Origin of the sequence: Sphingomonas sp. CV7422 (assembly GCF_027945725.1) — a bacterium.
Lineage (GTDB): Bacteria > Pseudomonadota > Alphaproteobacteria > Sphingomonadales > Sphingomonadaceae > Sphingomonas > Sphingomonas kyungheensis.
Genome location: NZ_CP115900.1, coordinates 212,691 through 233,224 on the forward strand (window position 1 = coordinate 212,691; position 20,534 = coordinate 233,224).

Sequence of the window (20,534 nt, forward strand, 5' to 3'; positions counted from 1 at the left end):
GCATAGTGGCGCAAAGGCACAAGACCAAGCGGAGAGAGATATGAGGACGCTGCTCGACGAGCGTATGGACGCGACCATCGCCGCGCTGACCGGGCCGGGGGCGATGCTGCCGCTGACCACCGTCGAGCGGGGCGGCCGCAGCTATCCGATGATCGCCGCCGCGCCGCCCGCTCTGCCGGCCTATTATGCGCATTATTGTCAGGACCATGCCGACAAGACCTTCCTCGTGTCCGGGCCCGAGCGGCTGACCTTCGCCGAGGTCTATGCGCTCGCCGCGGCGGCGGCGCGGGCGCTGGTCGCAGGCCATCGCATCGCACGCGGCGACCGTGTCGGCATCGCGATGCGCAACTCGCCGAGCTGGATCGCGCTCTACATGGCGATCACCATGGCGGGCGGCGTCGCGACCTTGCTCAACGGCTGGTGGCAGGCGGAGGAGCTGGTCGCGGCGATCGACGAGGTCGGCTGCGCGCTCGTCTTCGCCGATGCGCCGCGCGCCCGCCGGCTCGATGGCGCGGAGGTGCCGGTTGTGGTGCTCGACGACACGCTGCCGCTCGCCGAGGCGCTCGCGCCGCTGCTCGATCGCGCCGCCGATGTCGCCTTGCCGGCGCTGGCGGGCGAGGATCATGCGACCATCCTGTTCACCTCGGGCTCGACCGGCCGGTCGAAGGGCGCGCTGTGCGATCATCGCGCGGTGGTGCAGGGCGTGTTCAACTATCTTGCCCAGGCGCTGACGATGCTGTCGATCGCCGCGCAGGACGGCAATGCGCCGACCGAACAGCCCTCGACGCTGCTGACGCTGCCGCTGTTCCACGTCACCGCCGAGGTGCCGGTGCTGCTGCAGAGCTTCGCGATGGGCCGCAAGCTGGTGCTGATGCCGAAGTGGGACGCGGGCGAGGCGATGCGGCTGATCGCGGCGGAGCGGATCAGCTATTTCGTCGGCGTGCCGCTGATGAGCTTCGAGATGCTCACCCATCCCGATCGCCACCTGTACGATCTGTCGACCGTCACCGACTTCGCCGCGGGCGGCGCGCCGCGCCCGGTCGAACATGTCCGCCGCATCGCCGAGGAGATGGGGGCGGGCGGCGGCGGCGCGCCGCTGATCGGCTATGGCCTGACGGAGACCAATGCGGTCGGCACCGGCAATTGGCGCAGCAATTACCTCGCCAAGCCGAACAGCGCCGGCCGCGCCTCGCCGCCGCTGGTCGATCTCGCCATCCTCGACGATGCAGGTGCGCCGGTTCCGCAGGGCGCGCGCGGCGAGGTGGCGATCCGCTCGATCTGCAACTTCCTCGGCTATTGGAACCAGCCCGAGGCGACCGCCGCCTGCATGACCGCGGACGGCTATTTCCGCACCGGCGACATCGGCTATCTCGATGCCGAGGGCTATCTGTTCATCGTCGACCGCAAGAAGGACATCATCATCCGCGGCGGCGAGAATATCTCCTGCCAGGAGGTCGAGGCGGCGCTCTACGCGCATCCCGGCGTCGCCGAGGCGGCGGTGTTCGGCCTGCCCGATGCGCGCTTCGACGAGGTGCCGGGTGCGGTCGTCCACCCGCGCGACGGCGAGACGCTCGACGCGGGCGCGCTGCAGGCCTTTCTGGGCGAGCATATCGCCGCGTTCAAGGTGCCGGTGCGCATCTGGATCGCCGATGCGCCCCTGCCGCGGCTGGGCACGGAGAAGATCGACAAGGTCGCCCTGCGCGCCACCTATCGGGCGCTGGCGGCGGCCTAGCCGCGCGCGCGGCTCAGTCGGTCAGGCCGTGGATCAGCAGCAGCGCGACGAACGACAGCAGCGCCGCCCAGGCGAAGACCAGCAGCGCCGCGGTCCGCCAGGCGGCGGAGACGCGGCGCAGCGAATAGGCGCCGCGCAGCTGGCGGAACATGTGCAGCGGCGGCAGCGCGAACACCGCGAGCACGATCCACCCGCTCGCCACCCCGGCGACGCCGAGCAGCATCAGCGCGATCACCATCAGCATCATGAAGGCGAGGCTGTAGGTGACGAAGATGGCATGGTCGTACAGCCCGAACCGCCGCCGCCACAGGAACAGCAACGCGACGAACGGCGTCGAGATCGGGATCAGCAGCCAGCTATATTTGTAGGCGCTCGATTGCAGCTTGTAGAGCGCGAGGCCGGGGTTCTTGTCCGCCTTGGCGAGGCCGTGGTCGAGCTTGGCCCAGCCGGTGCGGACCTCGTCGAGGCCGAACCGCCCCTCGCCGTCCGCCGGCGCCTGCGCACGGCGCAGCGCCGTGACCGTCGTGCGCAGCGCGGTGATCTGCGAATCGATCTCCGCCGTCGGCCGGCCCGCGGCGACCAGGCGATCGCGTTCGGCCTGCGCTTTGGTCAGACCGCGCTCCGCCTTGTCGGCACTGCGGGCGATGCCGATCGTCGTCCCGTCCGCGCGATCCGCGGTGACCAGCCCGGCGATGTCGCCGCCGAGCGCGCTGATCGTCGCGAACATCAGGAAGACGGTGAACAGGAACAGTGCGAGCGGCGAGACGAAGCGCGCGCGCTCGCCCGCGACGTAGCGGCGGGTCAGCTCGCCCGGCCGCCACACCAGCATCGGCAGCGTCCGCCAGATCTTGCCTTCGAAATGGAAGACGCCGTGCGCGATCTCATGCCCGATCGCGCCGACGGTGCGATGGACGTGGCCGCTCTGCCCGCAGGCATGGCAATGCGCGCCGATCAGCCGCGTGCCGCAATTGAGGCAGAGGCCGCCGCCGTGCGACGCCTGCGCCTCGCCGGCATGCGGCTCGACCGCGCGCGCGGTGAGCGCACCGGTGATCAGATCCGTGGCTGCTGCGATATCCCCCGACATGGCTTCGACCTAGCAAGAGTGCGATCGTGGCGCGAGAGGGCAGTTGATGGTAACGAACGCCATGGCTGACGCAGACAATCCGACCGAATTGATCGCCGACATGGGCCGCCGCGCGCGAATCGCCGCCGCGGCGCTCGCCCGCCTGCCGACCCTGCGCAAGGCCGCCGGGCTCCAAGCCGCTGCCGCCGCGCTGCGCGAGGCGGCGCCGGCGATCCTCGCCGCCAATGCCCGCGACATGGCGGCGGGCGTGGCGCGTGGCCTGTCGGGCGCGTTGCTCGACCGGTTGCGGCTCGATGCGGCGCGCGTCGCGGCGACGGCGGATGGCGTGGCGGCGGTGGCGGCGCTCGCCGATCCGGTCGGCATGACGATCGATCGCAGCGCGCGCCCCAACGGATTGCAGCTCAGTCGCGTCCGCGTGCCGATCGGCGTGATCGGCATCATCTACGAATCGCGCCCCAACGTTACCGCCGATGCCGCGGCTTTGTGCGTGATGGCGGGCAATGCCGCGATCCTGCGCGGCGGGTCCGAAGCGGCGCACAGCAATCGCGCGATCGCGGCGGCGCTCGCCGCCGGCTTCGCCGCCGCCGGCCTGCCGGGCGATGCGGTGCAACTGGTGCCGACCACCGATCGCGCCGCGGTCGGCGCGATGCTCGCCGCCGAGGGGGCGATCGACCTCGTCGTGCCGCGCGGCGGCAAGAGCCTCGTCGCGCGCGTCCAGGCCGAGGCGCGCGTGCCGGTGCTCGCGCATCTCGACGGCATCAACCACGTCTATGTCGACGCCTCCGCCGATCCGGCGATGGCGCGGGCGATCGTCGTCAACGCCAAGATGCGCCGCACCGGCATCTGCGGCGCGATGGAGACGCTGCTGATCGACCGCGCCTTCGCCGCGCCGGTCGATCTGGTCGAGGCGTTGCAGGAGGCGGGGTGCGAGGTGCGCGGCGATCCGCTCGAGGCCTCGATCGGCGAGATCGTCATACCGGCGGACGCGGCGGACTGGGACACCGAATATCTCGACGCGATCGCCTCGGTTGCCTTGGTCGACGGCGTCGAGGGCGCGATGGCGCATATCGCCCGCCACGGCTCGCACCATACCGACGCGATCGTCGCCGAGGATGCCGCGGTCGCCGAACGCTTCCTTGCCGAGGTCGACAGCGCGATCGTGCTGTGGAACGCCTCGACCCAATTCGCCGACGGCGGGGAATTCGGCCTGGGCGCTGAGATCGGCATCGCCACCGGCCGCCTCCACGCCCGCGGGCCGGTCGCGCTCGAAGGGCTGACGACCTACAAATGGGTCGGGCGGGGGAGCGGGCAGGTGCGGTCCTGACGACATGTGGTGTCGGTTGAAGCCGAGTATCGGCGGGCGTAGGATAGGGATATGACTGCCGCCGGCTCCATTACCGCTCCGCTCGACACAGCAACGCTGGCGCTGGTGGAGGATCTCGCTCGCGCCCGCGGCATCAGCGGTCCGCAATTCGCCGCCGATGCGATCCGCCGGGCTACCCAGGATGCCGTCGATTGGCGCGCCTTCGTGCAGGAAGGGATCGATTGCGTCGAACGCGGCGAGGTCCATACGCAGGAAGAAGTGGAAGCCTGGTTCGAGGCTCGCGTGGCGGCTCGCCAGCGACAGTGAGGCGCGCGATCTGGGCGCGCCGGGCGCTGGATGATCTCGCCGGCATCGACGACTTTTTTGCGCAGGACGATCCCGCCCATGCCGATCATGTCGGCCGCGCTGCGGTGCGGGCCGCCCGTTTCCTTGCCGAGCATCCATACGCCGGGCCCCGGATGGAAGACGACAAGCGCAAGTGGCGTGTCCCCGGAACCTATTATCTCTTGCTCTACCGCGTCGTGCCGGCAGGTGTGGAGATTCTCCGCGTCCATCACGGGCGCGAAAACTGGATGATCTCTTGACCCCCACCGGCATCCTCGGCGGCTCGTTCAATCCGGCGCATCGCGGGCATCGGGCGATCACGCTGGCGGCGATTCGCGCGCTCGACCTCGACGAATGCTGGTGGCTGGTGTCGCCGGGCAACCCGTTGAAGGACGGGGTGAGCGACATGGCGCCGCTGAAGATCCGCCTCGCCTCGGCGAAGGCGCAGGCGCGCCGCGCGCCGATCCGCGCGACCGATATCGAGGCGCGGCTGCACACCCGCTACACCCGCGATACGCTGCGCAAGCTGCAGCGGCGCTATCCCAGGCGCGAGTTCATCTGGCTGATGGGCGCGGATAACCTCGCGCAATTCCATCGCTGGCGCGGCTGGCGCGAGATCGCGCGTACGATGCCGATTGCGGTGATCGCGCGTCCGGGGTATGAACATCAGGCCCGGGCGAGCGTCGCCATGGGTTGGCTGCGGCGCTTCCAACGGCCCGCAAGCCACGCGAAGCTTTGGACGACGTGGAGATTGCCGGCACTCGTGCTGTTGCGCTTCCGCCCCGACCCGACTTCCGCCACCGCGGCCCGAGCGGCCGATCCCGACTGGCACCGGCGCCATCCGGCCCAGCAACCCAGGAGTCCCCTTGGCGACTAACCCCCATGCCGTGCGTCCCGCCGATCCCGCCGAAGTCGAGGCGCTGCATCGGCTGATCATGGCGTCGCTCGAAGACGACCAGGCCGAGGAAGTGATCACCATCCCGCTCGCCGGCAAGTCGACGATCGCCGATCATATGATCATCGCCAGCGGCCGGTCGACGCGTCAGGTCGCCTCGATGGCGAACAAGCTCGCCGAGAAGATCAAGGCCGAGTGCAAGCGCACCGTGCGGATCGAAGGCCTGCAGACCGCCGACTGGGTGCTGATCGACGCCAATGACGTGATCGTCCATCTGTTCCGGCCGGAGGTGCGCACCTTCTACAATCTGGAGCGGATGTGGCAGTTCGGCGATACCGTCTCGTCGTCGCTCAAGCCGCTGCCCGCCGCCGCGCCAGAGGCCTGACATTCTGCTGCATATCGTCGCGCGCGGCCGGATCGGCCGCTCGCCTGAGGCCGATCTGGTGGCGCGATATGTCAAGCGGATCGGCTGGCCGATGCGGATCACCGAGCTGCCCGATACCGGCGGCAAGCTGCCCGCGCTGGAGGCGCAGACGATCCGCGTCCTGCTCGACGAGAAGGGCGAGGTGCTCGGCTCGCTCGATTTCGCGCGCCGGCTGGAACGCTGGCGCGACACCGGCACGCGCGAGGTGCGCTTCCTGATCGGCGCGGCGGACGGTTTCGGCGACGCCGAGCGCGCCGAGGCCGATCTGCTGCTGTCCTTCGGTCGCGCGACCTGGCCGCATCTGCTCGCCCGCGCGATGCTCGCCGAGCAATTGTTCCGGGCGACGTCGATCCTCGCCGGGCATCCCTATCACCGGGAGGGGTGAGTGGGGGTGACCGGCCCCTCACGTCGCCGCCGCCGCGCGATGCTCGTGGCGGCGCTCGCCGCGTTGAGCCTGCCCGCCGCGGGGCAGAGCCTCGCCGATCAGCGGCAGCGACTCGCCGCCGCCAAGCGCGATGCGGCGCAGGCCGTCCGGCGCGCGGCCGATCTCGCACGGGACGCCGCCGCCGAACGCGATGCGGCCGACAAGGCGCGCGCCGAGGAAGCGGCGCTCGCCGCGCGGGTCACTGCGGCCGAGGCCGAACTGGTCGCCGCGCGCGCGCGGCAGGCGATCGTCGCGCGACTGCTCGCCGATCAGCAGGCGCGGCTCGCGGCGCAGCAGGCGCCGGTCGCGCGGCTGCTCGCCGCCCTGTCGTCGCTCGCGCGCCGGCCGACCCTGGTCGCCGTCGCGCAGCCGGGTTCGATCGCCGATCTCGTCCACGTCCGCGCCGTGCTCGGCGGGGCGCTGCCGGTGGTGCGGGCGCGGACGCAGGGCGTGCAGCAGGCGATCGGCGCGACCCGGGCATTGCAGGGCGATGCGGCGCTGGCCGCGGCGGCGCTGCGCCAGGGGCGCGCGCGGCTGGAGGCGGATCGCACCGCGCTCGACCGGCTCGCCGCGGCGCACCGCCAGCGCAGCGAGACGCTCGGCCGCAGCGCCTTGAGCGAGTCGGATCGCGCGCTGGCGCTCGGCGAACGGGCGCGCGACCTCGTCGACTCGCTCGGCGCGGGCGATGCGGCGCGTGTCACCGCCGCCGATCTCGCCGCGCTGCCCGGGCCGGTGCCGCGTCCGCTCGCGCCGGGCAGCGTCGCGCCGGTACGGATGCACGGCGTCTATCGGCTGCCGGTCCGCGGCCGGCTGGTCACCGGGCTCGACGAAGTGTCCGACGCCGGCGTCCGCGCGCGCGGCCTGACCTTCGCGGTCGCCGACGATGCCGCGGTGATCGCACCGGCCGCCGGCGTCGTCCGCTATGCGCGGCGCTTCCGCGGCTATGGCGATATCGTCATCATCGATCACGGCGACGGCTGGACCAGCCTCGTCACCGGACTCGGCCTGCTCGCGGTGCGGGCGGGTCAGCGGCTCGCCGCCGGCGCTCCGCTCGGCCGCGCCGCCCCCGGCGAACCCGCGCGCATCACCGTCGAGCTGCGCCGCCGCGGCCGGCCGATGGACATCGCCGCGCTGCTCGGCTGAGCCGGCGAAGGTCAGCGTTCGTTCAGCCGCGCTCTGCTTTGCTCCCGCCGGAGATTGCGGCTAAACGGACGCGGTCTCTTCCGCCTTCAGGATGTTCGATGGCTCGTCCGCTACCGCTACTTACCGCGACCGCCCTGCTTGGCTCGCTGTGCCTCATTCCGCTCGCGACACAGGCGATGGCCGCGGTCGATACCGATACCTATCGCGAATTCGACCAGTTCCTCGACGTCTTCAACCGCATCAAGTCGGACTATGTCGACAAGGTCGACGACCAGAAGCTGATCAAGGGCGCGATCCAGGGCATGCTCGCCAGCCTCGATCCGCATTCGAGCTATGTCGACGCGCTCGATTACGACAATCTGCGCATCCAGACCGAGGGCAATTACGGCGGCCTCGGCCTCACCGTCCAGATGGAGGACGGCGCGGTCAAGGTGGTGGCGCCGCAGGAGGACACGCCCGCCTATCGCGCCGGCGTCAAGTCGGGCGACTATATCACCCATATCGACGGCAAGCTGATCTACGGCGAGACGCTGGACGAGGCGGTCGCGCTGATGCGTGGCAAGCCGGGCAGCAAGGTCAGCCTTACTCTGGTGCGTCCCGGTCAGGACAAGCCGGTCGAGGTGACGATGAACCGCGAGGTCATCACCCAGAAGCCGGTGAAATGGGAGGTGCGCGGCGACGTCGGCTACGTCAACATCAACACCTTCTCGGAAAGCACCGGCGCCGATACGCGCGCGGCGATCATGGCGATCGACAAGAGCCTCGGCCATCGGCCGCTCGGCTATGTCGTCGATCTGCGCGACAATGGCGGTGGGTTGCTGACCCAGGCGATCGCGGTGAGCGACGCCTTCCTTGACCATGGCGAGATCGTCTCGCAGCGCGGCCGCGAGAAGACCGACATCGAGCGGTACTTCGCCAAGCCCGGTGACGACGCGCATGGCCTGCCGGTGGTGGTGCTGACCAACCCCGGCACCGCCTCCGCCTCGGAGATCGTCGCCGGCGCGTTGCAGGATCATCACCGCGCGCTGGTGATGGGCGAGCGCAGCTTCGGCAAGGGATCGGTGCAGACGCTGCTCCAGCTCGGCCCGCAGACCGCGCTGCGCCTCACCACCGCGCGCTACTACACCCCGTCCGGACGGAGCGTGCAGGAGGGCGGGATCGAGCCGGACATCAAGGTGCCGCAGCTCAGCGATCCCGACTTCAAGTCGCGTCCGGTGTTCCGCGAGGCGGACCTGCGCCGCCACCTGATCAACGAGGTCAAGGCCGACAACAAGATCCTCGAGGAGGATACCAAGGAGGATCCGCGCTTCGCGATGACCGCCGATCAGCTCAAGAAGCAGGGGATCGACGATTTCCAGCTCTATTATGCGCTGAAGACGGTGGCGCGGCTCGGCGGCCCGGCGCAGGTCGCCGCGGCGACCCGGCCCAAGCTGCCGGTGCCCGCGGCGACGCCCGCCGCCAAGGCGAAGTGATCGGGCGATGACCGGCACCGCGCGTCTCGCCCGCTGGATCGCCCTGCTGCTGCCCGCGGCGCTGCTCGCCGGCGCCTGGGGATCGCAGCTCATCGGCCATCTCTACCCGTGCGAGATGTGCCATTGGCAGCGCTGGCCGCATTATGCGGCGCTGGTCGTCGCGCTGCTCGCCTTCCTGCTGCCGGCACCGCGGCTGGCGCGGACGCTGGTGGTGATCGCGGCGCTGCTGATCGCGGCGTCGGGCGCGATCGGCGTCGCGCATGCCGGTGTCGAATATCATTGGTGGAACGGCTTCACCGCCTGCACCCAGACGGTCGACCTGCGCGGGCTCGGACCCGATGCGCGGCTGGCGGCGTTGATGAAGGCGCCGGTGGTCCGCTGCGACGTCGCGCAATGGACGTTCGCGGGCATCTCGCTCGCCGGGTTCAATGCGATCCTGTCGCTCGGCGGCGCGGCGGTGATCCTGTGGCTGATGAGGAAAGCGCGATGACTGCCGACAGTGCGACCCTGCCGCCGCCCCGCTGGCGCCCCGGCGACCGGCGCGAGCCGACCGAGGCGATGATCCGCGTCGATCAGGCGGGCGAGTTCGGCGCGATCCGCATCTATGCGGGGCAACTCGCCGTGCTCGGCGACCGTCATCCCGCCAGCCGCGCGATCCATCATATGGCGAGCCAGGAGGAGCGGCACCGTGCCTTCTTCGACGACCTGATCGTCAAGCGCGGCGTGCGGCCGACGCTGTTCCAGCCGTTCTGGGACAAGGCGGGCTTCGCGCTCGGCGCGATCACCGCGGCGATCGGTCCCAATGCCGCCATGGCCTGCACCGCTGCGGTCGAGACCGAGATCGACAAACATTACCAGCAGCAGATCGACGACCTCGGGTCGAGCGAACCCGAATTGTCCGCCGCGATCCTCGAATTCCAGGCCGAGGAGCTCGAACATCGCGATCATGCGCTCGCCAACGGTGCGGAAAACGCCGTCGCCTATCCGGTGCTGAGCGGATTGATCCGGCTCGGCTGCAAGGTGGCGATCGCCGCGGCGAAGCGGATTTGAGAGGAGCATCCATGCGTATCATCGTCGCCATCGCGGTGCTGACGAGCGCCATGCCGGCGCTGGCGCAACAGGCCAGGCCCGGCGCAGCGCAGGTGACCCAGACCCCCGCCGGCCCCGGCACCGCCAAGCCGGTGGTGATCGCGACGCCGGGCGAGGTCGCCAAGCGCGCCCCGGTCAACGGCGTGCTGGTGCTCTACGGCAACGAACGCTGCCCGACCAACAATGACGGCGCGGAGATCGTAGTCTGCGAACGGCGCAGCGCGCGTGAGCAATATCGCGTGCCCAAGGAACTGCGCGAATTCCAGGTGACGCCGCAGAACGAAAGCTGGGCGGCGCGCGCGCAGGGGACGCTCGACGCGGGCGTCGGCGCCAACAGCACCGGCAGCTGCTCGACCGTCGGCGCCGGCGGCCAGACCGGCTGCTTCCTGCAAAGCGCCCGCGCCGCGCGCAAGGAGAATCAGGCGCGCAAGGCGGAAGAGGCACGGCTGCCCTGACGCGGCACGTCGTCGCGTGATCGACCACCCGCCCTCGACCATTACCGCCGGGGCCGTTTATGGTTACGGGCATGCCACGGCACCCGACGCCGCCATCTGAACGGCGAGCGACGGGTCGGCGGGCGTGTTGAGGGGCGACGATGACGATCACGACTGAACCGGCGCGACGCGCGATGCGCCCCGTCCGCATCCTGCTGTTCGCGCTGGTCTGGTTCAGCTGCGCCTGGTTCGGCTCGTGGGAGCTCAACCCGAATAACGCGACGCGGTTGTTCGCGGCGATCAGCCTGGTCGAGGACGGCGACGCGACGATCGATGAATTCGCCGCGCTCACCATCGACAAGGCGAGCTTCGCCGGTCACGCCTATCTCGACAAGGCGCCGGGGATGACGCTGGCCGCGCTGCCCGCGGTGTGGATCGCCGATGCCGTCACCGGCACGCGCGCCGCCGATTTCGGTGCCGTCCCCGGCGGACCGGAGTTCGAAACCTATCTGCGCTTGCGCACCCGCATCGCGGTCGCGATCGGGCCGGCGGTGCTGACCGCGCTCGCCGCGGTGCTGCTGTTCGACCTCGGCATGGGGCTGACCGGCAGCGCCGCCGCCGGGCTGTTCGCGGCGCTCGGCTATGCGCTCGGCACACCGATATGGGGCTGGTCGACCACGCTGCTCGGCCATGCCGTCGTCGCCGATTGCTATGGGGTGGCCTTCTGGGCGATCTGGCGCGGCAGCGGCGGGCGAAGCGGCACGCGGCGATATGCCGCGATCGCCGGGGCGGCGCTCGGCTGGGCGGTGGTGGTCGAGCATCAGGCGGTGCTCGCCGCGGTGCCGATCGGGCTGTGGGCGCTGTGGCAGCTGCGCGACCGTGCCGACCGGCTGCGGCTCGCCGGCATCGCCGTGGCGGCGGGGATCGTCGCGCTGTTGCCGCTCGCCGCGTATAATATCATCGCTTTCGGCATGCCGTTCCGCGTCGGCTATTCGGGCGTGGTCGGCTGGGAAGGGATGCATCAGGGATTGTTCGGGCTGGGCTGGCCGCGGCTGACGGTGATGCGCGCGGTGCTGTTCAGCTTCCAGCTCGGGCTCGTCTGGGTCGCGCCGGTGCTGCTGCTCGCGCCGCTCGGCCTCGTCGCCTGGCTGCGGCGGCCGAAGCGGCGCGCTCTGGCGATCACCGCGATCGCGACGGCGCTGATCGTGCTGCTGGTCAATGCCGCCTATGTGTACTGGGACGGCGGCAACACCACCGGCCCGCGCTTCCTGATCCCGGCGGTGGCGCCGCTCGCGCTCGGGCTGGCGGCGGAATGGTGGCGGGCGGGGGGACGCGGCGAGCGGCTGGCGATGACGCTGCTGCTGACGCTGTCGATCGCGGTCAATGCAATGATCGCCGCGGCCGAAATCTATACGCCGCCGCTCGTCACCTTCCCGGTCGGGCAGTGGGTCGCCGTCGCCTTTGCGCGCGGGCTGCTGCGGACGGTGCCGAGCGAATGGTTCGGCTGGAGTCCATGGGCCGGGTTCGCGCTGTGGGCGGTGCTGGCGGTGCCGGCGCTGGCGTGGCTGGCGCGCCGCGTCAGCCGTGCCGCTTGAGCCCGCGCACCCGGTGCCAGATGTAGAAGGCGACCAGCGCGATCACGACGATACCGATCAGCAGGTCGGCGCGATGGAACGCCGCCTTGACGCGCGGATCGCTGTTCCACTTGTCGCCCAGCGTCATCCCGACCCAGGCGAGGCCGAAGCACCACGGCCATGAGCCGAGGAAGGTGTAGACGTGGAACGGCAGCAGCCGCATCCGGGCGACGCCGGCGGGGAAGGCGATGAAGCTGCGGATCACCGGCAGCAGCCGGCCGACCAGCACCGCCATGCTGCCCCAGCGCGCGAAGAAGCGGTCGGCGGCGTCGAGCTCGCCCGGCCCGATCAGCACATAGCGGCCCCATCGCTCCGCCATCGGTCGCCCGCCGCGCTTGCCGACCTCATAGCCGACGATCGAGCCGATATTGCAGCCGATCGCGCCCGCGGTGGCGGCGAGGATCAGGTCGAACCGTCCGGTCGAAACCAGATAGCCCGCGAACGGCATGATGATCTCCGACGGCAGCGGGATGCACGCGCTTTCGATCGCCATCAGCACGGCGATGCCGACATAGCCGCCGCTCGAGATCACCCAGATGGTGAAGGTGGCGAGAACGCCCAGGATCTTTTCGAACATGGGTCCGGGGCTTGGCGGATCAGGGCGGCCAAGGGAAGGGGGAACCGGCGGGGCGACTCGCGCGCTCGTCCCGCCATGACCGATTTGACCCTGAACGACGGCCGCAGCATCCCGCAACTCGGGCTCGGCACCTGGAAGCTTCCCGATCCGCAGGCGCCGCTCGCGGTCCGCAAGGCGCTCGACCTCGGCTACCGGCTGATCGACACGGCGGCGATTTATGGCAACGAACGCGGCGTCGGCGAGGGCGTGCAGGGCAGCGACGCCTTCGTCACCACCAAATTGTGGAACGACCGGCAGGGCGATCCCGGAGCGGCGCTCGACGAAAGCCTCGCGCTGCTCGGGCTCGACGCGGTCGACCTCTATCTGATCCACTGGCCCTCGCCGGCGCAGGACCTTTATATCGATGCGTGGAAGGCGCTGATCGCGTTGCGCGATGCGGGCAAGACGCGCTCGATCGGCGTGTCCAACTTCCTGCCCGAGCATCTCGACGCGATCATCGCCGCGACCGGCGTCACCCCCGTGCTCAACCAGATCGAGCTGCACCCGCGCCACCAGCGCCGCGATCTCGTCGCCTATCATCAGGCGCATGATATCGTGACGCAGGCGTGGAGCCCGCTCGGCCAGGGCGGCGCGCTGTTGCGCGAGGCGGAGATCGTCCGCATCGCCGAAGCGCATGCGCGATCGGCGGCGCAGGTGGTGCTCGCCTGGCACCTCGCGCACGGCTTTTCGGTCATCCCCAAGGCGGCGGATAACGACCATATGAGCGACAATTACGCCGCGCTCGACCTGACGCTGAGCGCCGACGAGATGGCGGCGATCGACGCGCTCGAAGCCGGCGAGCGATTGGGACCCGACCCGCTCGACATGTGATCCGATCCGCCCCGGTACGGGGAGGTGGCAGCGCGCGGCGCTGACGCGTGGCGGCCTGCCTCCCGTACCGCAGGGGGGCTTATCCGCCCACCGCCGCCTTCGCCAGTTTGAGATCCTCGACGAACCGCACGAACTCCGCCTCCTTCTGCGCCGGATCGGGCAGGCGGAGCAGATAGCTCGGGTGGACCGTGATCCACGCCTCGCCGCCGTCGGGCAGACGCAGCGCACGGCCGCGCTCCTTTCCGATCGTCACCGTGCGGCCGAGCAGCGAGCGCGCCGCCGTCGCGCCGAGCGCCACCGTCACCTGCGGGCGGACGAGCATCTGCTCCTGTTCGATCCACCAGCGGCAGGCCTCGATCTCGCCGGTGTCGGGCTTGGCGTGGATGCGCCGCTTGCCGCGCGCCTCGAACTTGAAATGCTTGACCGCGTTGGTGACATAGACCTGCCCGCGGTCGATCGCCGCGGCGGCGATGGCGCGGTTGAACACCTGTCCCGCCGGGCCGACGAACGGCGTACCGGCAAGGTCCTCCTGATCGCCCGGCTGTTCGCCGACGAACATCATCGCCGCATCGACCGGCCCTTCGCCGAACACCGTTTGCGTCGCGTGTTTATAGAGGTGGCAGCGCGTGCACGCCGCCGCCTCGTCGCGCAGCGCCGCCCAGGCCGCCGCGACATTGTCGCCGATCGTCGGCGCCTCGCGTGATTGGCTGATCATCCCGCTCTCCCGTGCCTGCGCCCCGGCGATCAGCTGGCCGACCAGCGCCGTTTCGGGCATGTTCTTCCAATATTTGCGCGGCATCTCCTTGAGCATCGCGCCGATCTTGACGCGCGCCGGGTTGAAGATGCTGGCGTAATAGGTCTTCCACACCTCTTCGGTCGGATCGCCGTCGGGCGCGTCGCCTTTCGCCGCACCGGGACCTTCGGAGAGCATCGCGCCGTCCCAGTGCAGCGAGAGCTCGGGCGTCAGGATCGACCAGCGCATGCTGGCGAAGCGGTTGACGAAGAAGGCGGCGTTGGCACGGACGATATGATGCTCGGGCTCGAACCAGGCGACGTAGCGGCTGGCGCCGTCATCGTCGGCGACTTCGCGGAAGCGCAGGAAGGCGCGCATCTTGTGGATATCGCGACGGACGTTCTTGGCCAGCACCTCCAGCCGGCGGACCAGCGGGTCGGCATGATCCTCGATCAGCTTGGGCTCGCGGCGCAGACGGTGCAGCGCGGTATAGAGCAGGGCGAACCGCTCGGGCTCCGCCGCCATGACGACGCTGCGCGCGAGGTCGAGGAAGGCGCGCGGTACCGACAGCGTGCCCGGCACCGGCGGCGGCACCGTCGTGTCCGTGGTGGTGGCGAACAGGTCGGCGGGCGCGGCACCGACCTGCCAGACGACGTCGTCGGGCGGGACGTCCGCCGCGGCGAAGCCCCGCGCCGCGTCGCGCCACGCATCGAAATCGTCGGGCGCGGACAGCGTCGCGAGGCGCATGCGGCGCGTCAGTCCCGCTCGTCGCCGCCCGGCGGGTTGGACTTGGCGATCTCCAATTCCTCGGGCTTGCGCTCTTCGTAGATCGTCGCGAGCTCCTCCTCGGTCGAATCGTCGAGTTCCTCGGCGGCGGCGGGGAACATCTCTTCCTCTTCCTCGGTGATATGATGCTCATAGCGGCGGCGCATGTGGAAGAACTTTTCGCTCCACGCATCCGAGCCGAACTCCTCGTCGGCCATCTCGCCGAGCAGGTCGTCGACCTCCTTGTGCTCGCTCACCGAATGGCGCGCATCGTCGCGCAATTCGGGATCGCGCAGCATCGTCGCGTAGAGCGATTCCTCCTCGGCGGCGGCGTGGCTCTGCACCTCGAGGCGGAACGCCTCGAACAGCCGCTGACGCTCCTCGCCCGCGCCCTGCATCTCGGCGAGCTGCTTCAGCATGTCGCGTTGCTTGTCGTGATCGCGTTTGAGGTCCGCGTAAATCTGCGCCAGCGCCATCGTCCGTCTCCTTCGCGGCGACCAACCGGCGAGGCGACGGAGCGTTTCACCTGTGAATCATTCTCAGGCGGCGAACAGTTCGAGCTGCTGCCGCTTCGGCGCGACGAGCGGCTTGAGATCGGCACGATCGGTGAGCAGCACCGGCCGCCAATCCTCGGCGACGATGAACGGGCGGACCTTGGCGACGCTCACCGTCAGCCGTGCGACATCGTCGAGCCGCAGCCGGCGCCAGCGGCGGCTGGCGACGATCCGGTTGACCGCCTTGACGCCCAGACCGGGGACGCGGAGCAGCAGCTCGCGGGGCGCGCGATTGACGTCGACCGGGAAGCTGTCGCGGAACTTGAGCGCCCAGGCGAGCTTCGGATCGATATCGAGCGGCAGCATGCCGGTCGCATCGTCGGCGGCGGCGACCACCTCGTGCGGGCTGTAATCGTAGAAGCGCATCAGCCAGTCCGACTGATACAGGCGATGTTCCCGCATCAGCGGCGGGCGTTGCAGCGGCAGCACCGTGCTCGCATCGGGGATCGGGCTGAATGCGCTGTAATAGACGCGGCGCAGGCCGAAGCGGTCATAGAGCGTCGAAGCGCGGGTGACGATTTCGCCATCGGTGGCGGCGTCGGCGCCGACGATCATCTGCGTCGACTGGCCGGCAGGGGCGAAGCGCGGCGCGGATTTGTACTTCCTGCGCGCGTCGCCGTTGTCGGCGATCGACGCCTTGACCTCGCCCATCGCGCCCTCGATCCGCGCGCCGTCCTTCTCGGGCGCGAGCCGCTTGAGGCCGCTGACCGTCGGCAGCTCGACGTTGATCGACACGCGATCGGCGTAAAGGCCGGCCTGATGGACCAGCTCGGGATCGGCGTCGGGGATCGTCTTGAGGTGGATGTAGCCGCGGAAGTGATGATCCTCGCGCAGGCTGCGCGCCACCTCGACCATCTGCTCCATCGTATAGTCGGAGGATTTGATGATCCCCGAGGACAGGAACAGCCCCTCGATATAATTGCGCTTGTAGAAGGCGATGGTCAGCTTGACGACCTCGTCGGCGGTGAAGCGGGCGCGGCGGACGTTGCTGCTCTTGCGGTTGATGCAATAATGGCAGTCGAAGATGCAGCTGTTGGTCAGCAGGATCTTGAGCAGGCTGATGCAGCGCCCGTCCGGCGCATAAGCGTGGCAGATGCCCATGCCCTCGGTCGAGCCCAGCCCCTTGCCGTCGCGGCTGTCGCGCTTGGCGGTGCCGGACGACGCGCAGGACGCGTCATATTTCGCTGCGTCGGCGAGGATCGCCAGCTTTTCCCGCGTGTCGAGCTGCGCCATTCGTTCGATATACGTTCCGCATCGGGTGGCGACAAGGTCGGCGGCGGACACATGATATTGATCGAGGGCAATATCACCGCAATGCGCGCGGTGCAGAACGCGTCTGGCAGGGGCTGGAGGAGGACGAGACCATGATCCGCAGCGACACGCCCTATCTGTCCGACCGGTCGTTCACCGAAGCGGTGCGCGCTATCCAGGCGGACCATCCCGCCGCCGCCGCGGTGCATCAGGAGATGTGTTTGCTCTACACCAGCCGTGTGATCGCGGGCCTGCTGCGCCGACCGCGGCTGCGCGGCCGGGCCTGACGCGCCGGCGGCGCGGCCCGTCACTCCGCGGTGAGCAGCTCGGTCGCGCCGCCGAGATCGACCGAGACCAGCCGGCTGACGCCGCGCTCGACCATCGTCACGCCGAACAGCCGGTGCATGCGGCTCATCGTCACCGCATTGTGCGTGACGACCAGATAGCGGGTATCCGTATCCCGCGACATCCGTTCGAGCAGGTCGCAGAAACGTTCGATATTGGCGTCGTCGAGCGGCGCGTCGACCTCGTCGAGCACGCAGATCGGCGCGGGGTTGGTGAGGAACAGCGCGAAGATCAGCGCCACTGCGGTCAGCGCCTGCTCGCCGCCGGACAATAGGGTCAGCGACTGGAGACGCTTGCCCGGCGGCTGGGCGAGGATCTCCAGCCCGGCCTCGAGCGGATCGTCCGAGTCGACGAGTTGCAGGTGCGCCGCGCCGCCGTCGAACAGGGTGGCGAACAGCCGGCGGAAATGGCCGTCGACCGCGGCGAAGGCGGCGAGCAGCCGCTGGCGGCCTTCGCGGTTGAGCGTGCCGATCGAGCCGCGCAGCCGGTTGACTGCCTCGCCGATCTCGTCGCGCTCGGCGGCATTGGCGGCGTGGCTCGCCTCGATCTCGGCGAGTTCGCGCTCGGCGACGAGGTTGACCGGGCCGATCCGCTCGCGATCGGCGACGAGCCGGTCGTGCGCCGCGCTTTCCTGATCGGGCGTCCGGACCTCGGCGACGGCGAAGGCGAGCCGCTCGGGCAGCACCGGCGCGGGGCAGCCGAACCGCTCGCCCGACAGGCGACCGAACTCGAGGCGGCGCTGCTCGTGATGCTCGCGCCGCGCGGTGCTGCCGGCGCGCGATTCGCGGGCGCGGCTCAGCGTCTCGATCGCCGCGCGCTGCGCCGCCTCCGCCGCGCGGGAGCGCTGCTCGGCATCGCGTTCGGCCGCCGCCTGCGTCTCAGCGTCGCGGCGGGCGGCGTCATGTCCGGCCGCTTGCGTCAGGATCGCTGCGTCGAGCGCGGCCGGGCGACCCTCCGCCTCCGCGACCTCCACGGCGAGGGCGGTATCGCGCGCGTCCATCGCGGTGATCCGTTTCGCCGCCTCGCCGGCGCGGGCGCGCCAGCTGCGCACGTCGGCCTGCGCCGCGGCGAGCCGCTCGCGCTGCGCCTGGACGCTGCGATCGAGCGTCGTGCGCCGGTCGCGCGCGGCCGCGACGGCGGCGCGGTGCCGGTCGGCGATCTGCGCCAGCGCCGCGACCGCGGCGGCACCGTCGCGGCCATCGGGCAGCGCATCGCGCGCCGCCTGCGCCGCGGCTTGGTCGGCGCGGGCCTCGTCGCGTTCGCCGCCGATCCGGGCGGCGCGCGCGTCGAGGTCGGCGCGCTGGCCGGCGAGCCGTTCGAGCGCGGTCGCGGCACGATCTTCCGTGCGCGCGGCGTCGCGCCCCGCGGTCTCCGCCTGCGCCAGCGCCGACCGTGCCTGCTGCGCCGTGCGCCGGGCCGCGGCGATCCGCTCCTCGACCGCCCGGCGCGCCGTCTCGGCCGCGTCGAGCGCCGCGGCGGCGGCAGGACGCGCGGCGGCCAGCGCCTGCAGGCGGTTGAGCCGTTCGAGCCGCTCCGCCGCCGCGGCGCCGCTGTTGCGCGCGACATAGCCGTCCCACCGCCGCAGCCGCCCGTCCGGCGTCACCAAGCGCTGCCCGACCGCGAGCGGCTGGCCCTTCTCGCTGCCGACGAACACCTGCGCCAGCCGCCGCGCCAGTGCTGCGGGCGCGGCGACATGCGCGCCGAGCGGCTCGGTCGCGGCGGGCGGCGGCGGATCATCGCCAGCGACTGCCGCACCGGTCCAGGCGGAGAGGTCGCGATCGAGATCGTCGCCCAGCGCCGCGGCGAGCGCGCGTTCATAGCCGGCGGCCGGCGCGACATGATCGAGCAGCCGGTCACGCCCGCTGCGCTGCGTCGCCTTGGCCAGCGCCGCCGCCTCGCTGTCGAGCGCGGCGAGCTCGGCGCGGGCGGCGGCACGCGCGCTCTCCGCGGCGTCGCGATCGGCGGCGGCGGTGCGCTCGGCATCCTCGGCAGCGGCGAGCGTCGCGCGGGCCGCTTCCGCAGCGGCGATCGCCTCGCGACGGTGCACCGCGGCCGCGTCGCGCGCCGCCGTGAGCGGTTCCGCATCCCCCAGCGCGGCGAGCGCCTGCGCGACCTGTGCCGCCTCGCGCTCCGCCCGATCGGCGCGCGCGCGGGCCGCGGCGAGCGCCGCGTCGGCGACGCGCGCCTCCGCCGCCTCGCTCGCCTGCCGCGCCATGCCCTGCGCGAGCGCGACCTCGGCATCGCGCGCGTCGCGCTCCGCCGCCGCCAGCGCCGCATCGCAATCGGGCATGGCCGCCGCCGCCGCGGCGATCGCGGCATCGAGCGTCGCGACCTCGTCCGCCAGCCGGGTGAGCGCGGCGGCGGCATCGGCGGCGAGCGTGCCTTCGCGGGCACGATCCTCGGCAATGCGCCGGCGGGCCTCGGCGAGCTCGCTGACGCGCCGGGCCGCGGCGGCGCGCTCGCTGCGCAGGCCGGCGAGGCGATGGCCTGCCTCGCCCGCCGCGTCGCGGGCGGCGAGTGCAGCGCTGCGGGCGAGCGCGACGGCGGCGGCGGCCTCGGCCTGCGCGGCGGCGGCCGCCTGTTCGGCGGCGGTGGCGGCGGCGACCGCGGCGTCGGCGGCCTCCGCCTCGGCGCGCGCGGCGTCGGCGGCGGCGGCGGCCTCGCGCCAGCGCGCGAAGATCGTCCGCGCCTCGGCGACGCGGATCTGGTCGGACAGCGAGCGATAGCGTTCGGCGGCACGCGCCTGCCGCCGCAGATGGCCGGCGCGCGAATCCTGATCGGCGATCAGCTCGTCGAGCCGCAGCAGATTGGCCTCGGTCGCGCGCAATTTCTGTTCGGCATCGCGGCGGCGGACGTGCAGGCCGGCGATCCCCGCCGCATCCTCCAGCATCGCGCGCCGTTCGGCCGGCTTGGCGGCGATCACCGCGCCGATCCGGTTCTGGCTGACCAGCGCCGGACTGTGCGCGCCGGTCGCCGCATCGGCGAAGAGCAGGCCGACGTCCTTGGCGCGGACGTCGCGCCCGTCGATGCGATAGGCGCTGCCGGCGCCGCGTTCGATGCGGCGCACGACCTCGCGCTCGGTGACCTCGCCGCCGGGGACGGGCGCGTCGAGCAGGATCGACACTTCGGCGAAATCGCGCGGCGGCCGCGTCGCGGTGCCGGCGAAGATGACGTCCTCCATCCCCGCGCCGCGCAGCGACTTGGCGCTGTTCTCGCCCATCGTCCAGCGCAGCGCTTCGAGCAGGTTGGACTTGCCGCAGCCGTTCGGCCCGACGACGCCGGTCAGCCCGCGCTCGATGACGAGGTCGACCGGATCGACGAAGCTCTTGAACCCGGCGATGCGAAGCCGCTTGATCTGCACCGGCTGCGGGTGCCGCTTCTGACGTGGCGTGGCAAGAGGGTGGCGTGTGGCCGCGGGGGATAGGGGTTCACGCAGAGGCGCGGAGGCGCGGAGAAGAAG

21 protein-coding genes are annotated in these 20,534 nt (G+C 71.1%); 15 read left to right on the forward strand and 6 right to left on the reverse strand.

The genetic code is table 11. The annotated features are described in order from the left end of the window. Positions 1 to 40 precede the first annotated feature (40 nt). The gene (locus PBN85_RS01085) at positions 41 to 1,732 is read left to right on the forward strand and encodes a class I adenylate-forming enzyme family protein (RefSeq protein ID WP_271299872.1); all 1,692 of its coding nucleotides are present in this window, start codon (positions 41 to 43) and stop codon (positions 1,730 to 1,732) included. Between the two features lie 13 nt (positions 1,733 to 1,745). On the opposite strand, the gene PBN85_RS01090 is transcribed toward PBN85_RS01085, so the two are convergent. Further along, positions 1,746 to 2,816 (reverse strand): DUF3667 domain-containing protein, encoded by a 1,071-nt coding sequence (locus tag PBN85_RS01090; protein ID WP_037535873.1) that lies wholly within the window; start codon positions 2,814 to 2,816, stop codon positions 1,746 to 1,748. A 61-nt stretch (positions 2,817 to 2,877) separates the two neighbouring features. Here PBN85_RS01090 and PBN85_RS01095 point away from each other — a divergent pair, with 61 nt between their 5' ends. From PBN85_RS01095 to PBN85_RS01150, 12 genes are all read left to right on the forward strand, one after another. Continuing rightward, positions 2,878 to 4,140: a glutamate-5-semialdehyde dehydrogenase gene (locus PBN85_RS01095; protein ID WP_271299873.1), complete on the forward strand. Its 1,263-nt coding sequence runs from the start codon at positions 2,878 to 2,880 to the stop codon at positions 4,138 to 4,140. A 51-nt stretch (positions 4,141 to 4,191) separates the two neighbouring features. Next, a complete protein-coding gene (locus PBN85_RS01100; RefSeq protein ID WP_037535870.1) occupies positions 4,192 to 4,446 on the forward strand; it encodes a hypothetical protein in 255 nt (84 codons plus the stop codon). Further along, positions 4,443 to 4,724, forward strand: a complete 282-nt coding sequence (locus tag PBN85_RS01105; RefSeq protein ID WP_271299874.1) for a type II toxin-antitoxin system RelE/ParE family toxin — start codon at positions 4,443 to 4,445, stop codon at positions 4,722 to 4,724. The genes PBN85_RS01100 and PBN85_RS01105 overlap by 4 nt, the downstream gene beginning before the upstream one ends. Beyond that, complete coding sequence (locus tag PBN85_RS01110) at positions 4,721 to 5,341, forward strand: nicotinate-nucleotide adenylyltransferase (protein WP_271299875.1); 621 nt, start codon at positions 4,721 to 4,723, stop codon at positions 5,339 to 5,341. The genes PBN85_RS01105 and PBN85_RS01110 overlap by 4 nt, the downstream gene beginning before the upstream one ends. 58 nt (positions 5,342 to 5,399) lie before the next feature. Next, the gene (rsfS, locus tag PBN85_RS01115; protein ID WP_051583654.1) at positions 5,400 to 5,744 is read left to right on the forward strand and encodes a ribosome silencing factor; all 345 of its coding nucleotides are present in this window, start codon (positions 5,400 to 5,402) and stop codon (positions 5,742 to 5,744) included. A gap of 1 nt (position 5,745) precedes the next feature. Continuing rightward, positions 5,746 to 6,168, forward strand: coding sequence for a 23S rRNA (pseudouridine(1915)-N(3))-methyltransferase RlmH (locus PBN85_RS01120; RefSeq protein ID WP_037535866.1), 423 nt, complete (start codon positions 5,746 to 5,748; stop codon positions 6,166 to 6,168). A 39-nt stretch (positions 6,169 to 6,207) separates the two neighbouring features. Further along, a complete protein-coding gene (locus PBN85_RS01125) occupies positions 6,208 to 7,350 on the forward strand; it encodes a murein hydrolase activator EnvC family protein (RefSeq protein WP_271300816.1) in 1,143 nt (380 codons plus the stop codon). A gap of 98 nt (positions 7,351 to 7,448) precedes the next feature. After that, entirely contained in the window at positions 7,449 to 8,822 is a 1,374-nt protein-coding gene (locus PBN85_RS01130) for a S41 family peptidase (RefSeq protein WP_271299876.1), read from the forward strand. A 7-nt stretch (positions 8,823 to 8,829) separates the two neighbouring features. Beyond that, positions 8,830 to 9,312, forward strand: coding sequence for a disulfide bond formation protein B (locus PBN85_RS01135; protein ID WP_271299877.1), 483 nt, complete (start codon positions 8,830 to 8,832; stop codon positions 9,310 to 9,312). Next, a complete protein-coding gene (locus PBN85_RS01140) occupies positions 9,309 to 9,872 on the forward strand; it encodes a demethoxyubiquinone hydroxylase family protein (protein ID WP_271299878.1) in 564 nt (187 codons plus the stop codon). The genes PBN85_RS01135 and PBN85_RS01140 overlap by 4 nt, the downstream gene beginning before the upstream one ends. An 11-nt stretch (positions 9,873 to 9,883) precedes the next feature. Continuing rightward, the gene (locus PBN85_RS01145) at positions 9,884 to 10,366 is read left to right on the forward strand and encodes a hypothetical protein (protein ID WP_037535862.1); all 483 of its coding nucleotides are present in this window, start codon (positions 9,884 to 9,886) and stop codon (positions 10,364 to 10,366) included. A gap of 140 nt (positions 10,367 to 10,506) precedes the next feature. After that, on the forward strand, positions 10,507 to 11,940 hold the full coding sequence (locus PBN85_RS01150; protein ID WP_271299879.1) for a hypothetical protein: 1,434 nt from the start codon (positions 10,507 to 10,509) through the stop codon (positions 11,938 to 11,940). Here the strand turns inward: PBN85_RS01150 and PBN85_RS01155 are convergent. Beyond that, positions 11,924 to 12,556 (reverse strand): DedA family protein, encoded by a 633-nt coding sequence (locus PBN85_RS01155; RefSeq protein ID WP_037535859.1) that lies wholly within the window; start codon positions 12,554 to 12,556, stop codon positions 11,924 to 11,926. The two genes, PBN85_RS01150 and PBN85_RS01155, sit on opposite strands and share 17 nt — an antisense overlap. A gap of 75 nt (positions 12,557 to 12,631) precedes the next feature. On the opposite strand from PBN85_RS01155, the gene PBN85_RS01160 reads away from it, so the two are divergent. Further along, the gene (locus PBN85_RS01160; protein ID WP_037535857.1) at positions 12,632 to 13,426 is read left to right on the forward strand and encodes an aldo/keto reductase; all 795 of its coding nucleotides are present in this window, start codon (positions 12,632 to 12,634) and stop codon (positions 13,424 to 13,426) included. A 79-nt stretch (positions 13,427 to 13,505) separates the two neighbouring features. Here PBN85_RS01160 and PBN85_RS01165 read toward each other — a convergent pair whose 3' ends face one another. From PBN85_RS01165 to PBN85_RS01175, 3 genes are all read right to left on the reverse strand, one after another. Beyond that, positions 13,506 to 14,906 carry a UdgX family uracil-DNA binding protein gene (locus PBN85_RS01165; RefSeq protein ID WP_271299880.1) on the reverse strand — a complete coding sequence of 467 codons (1,401 nt, stop codon included), beginning with the start codon at positions 14,904 to 14,906 and terminating at the stop codon, positions 13,506 to 13,508. An 8-nt stretch (positions 14,907 to 14,914) separates the two neighbouring features. Continuing rightward, positions 14,915 to 15,400, reverse strand: a complete 486-nt coding sequence (locus PBN85_RS01170; RefSeq protein WP_037535853.1) for a hemerythrin domain-containing protein — start codon at positions 15,398 to 15,400, stop codon at positions 14,915 to 14,917. Positions 15,401 to 15,463: 63 nt separating this feature from the next. Continuing rightward, the gene (locus PBN85_RS01175) at positions 15,464 to 16,711 is read right to left on the reverse strand and encodes a putative DNA modification/repair radical SAM protein (protein WP_271299881.1); all 1,248 of its coding nucleotides are present in this window, start codon (positions 16,709 to 16,711) and stop codon (positions 15,464 to 15,466) included. A gap of 131 nt (positions 16,712 to 16,842) precedes the next feature. Between PBN85_RS01175 and PBN85_RS01180 the strand changes: the two genes are divergently transcribed. Further along, the gene (locus PBN85_RS01180; protein ID WP_271299882.1) at positions 16,843 to 17,016 is read left to right on the forward strand and encodes a hypothetical protein; all 174 of its coding nucleotides are present in this window, start codon (positions 16,843 to 16,845) and stop codon (positions 17,014 to 17,016) included. Positions 17,017 to 17,036: 20 nt separating this feature from the next. On the opposite strand, the gene PBN85_RS01185 is transcribed toward PBN85_RS01180, so the two are convergent. Beyond that, positions 17,037 to 20,435, reverse strand: coding sequence for a chromosome segregation SMC family protein (locus tag PBN85_RS01185; RefSeq protein WP_271299883.1), 3,399 nt, complete (start codon positions 20,433 to 20,435; stop codon positions 17,037 to 17,039). Positions 20,436 to 20,534 lie beyond the last annotated feature (99 nt).

Coding starts and splice junctions, on each gene's coding strand:
- PBN85_RS01165 (WP_271299880.1), bottom strand. CDS start 14,906: ATGCGCCTCGCGACGCTGTCCGCGCCCGACGATTTCGATGCGTGGCGC.
- PBN85_RS01140 (WP_271299878.1), top strand. CDS start 9,309: ATGACTGCCGACAGTGCGACCCTGCCGCCGCCCCGCTGGCGCCCCGGC.
- PBN85_RS01100 (WP_037535870.1), top strand. CDS start 4,192: ATGACTGCCGCCGGCTCCATTACCGCTCCGCTCGACACAGCAACGCTG.
- PBN85_RS01130 (WP_271299876.1), top strand. CDS start 7,449: ATGGCTCGTCCGCTACCGCTACTTACCGCGACCGCCCTGCTTGGCTCG.
- PBN85_RS01150 (WP_271299879.1), top strand. CDS start 10,507: ATGACGATCACGACTGAACCGGCGCGACGCGCGATGCGCCCCGTCCGC.
- PBN85_RS01160 (WP_037535857.1), top strand. CDS start 12,632: ATGACCGATTTGACCCTGAACGACGGCCGCAGCATCCCGCAACTCGGG.
- PBN85_RS01085 (WP_271299872.1), top strand. CDS start 41: ATGAGGACGCTGCTCGACGAGCGTATGGACGCGACCATCGCCGCGCTG.
- PBN85_RS01125 (WP_271300816.1), top strand. CDS start 6,208: ATGCTCGTGGCGGCGCTCGCCGCGTTGAGCCTGCCCGCCGCGGGGCAG.
- PBN85_RS01170 (WP_037535853.1), bottom strand. CDS start 15,400: ATGGCGCTGGCGCAGATTTACGCGGACCTCAAACGCGATCACGACAAG.
- PBN85_RS01090 (WP_037535873.1), bottom strand. CDS start 2,816: ATGTCGGGGGATATCGCAGCAGCCACGGATCTGATCACCGGTGCGCTC.
- rsfS (WP_051583654.1), top strand. CDS start 5,400: ATGGCGTCGCTCGAAGACGACCAGGCCGAGGAAGTGATCACCATCCCG.
- PBN85_RS01135 (WP_271299877.1), top strand. CDS start 8,830: ATGACCGGCACCGCGCGTCTCGCCCGCTGGATCGCCCTGCTGCTGCCC.
- PBN85_RS01175 (WP_271299881.1), bottom strand. CDS start 16,711: ATGGCGCAGCTCGACACGCGGGAAAAGCTGGCGATCCTCGCCGACGCA.
- PBN85_RS01180 (WP_271299882.1), top strand. CDS start 16,843: ATGATCCGCAGCGACACGCCCTATCTGTCCGACCGGTCGTTCACCGAA.
- PBN85_RS01155 (WP_037535859.1), bottom strand. CDS start 12,556: ATGTTCGAAAAGATCCTGGGCGTTCTCGCCACCTTCACCATCTGGGTG.
- PBN85_RS01095 (WP_271299873.1), top strand. CDS start 2,878: ATGGCTGACGCAGACAATCCGACCGAATTGATCGCCGACATGGGCCGC.
- PBN85_RS01145 (WP_037535862.1), top strand. CDS start 9,884: ATGCGTATCATCGTCGCCATCGCGGTGCTGACGAGCGCCATGCCGGCG.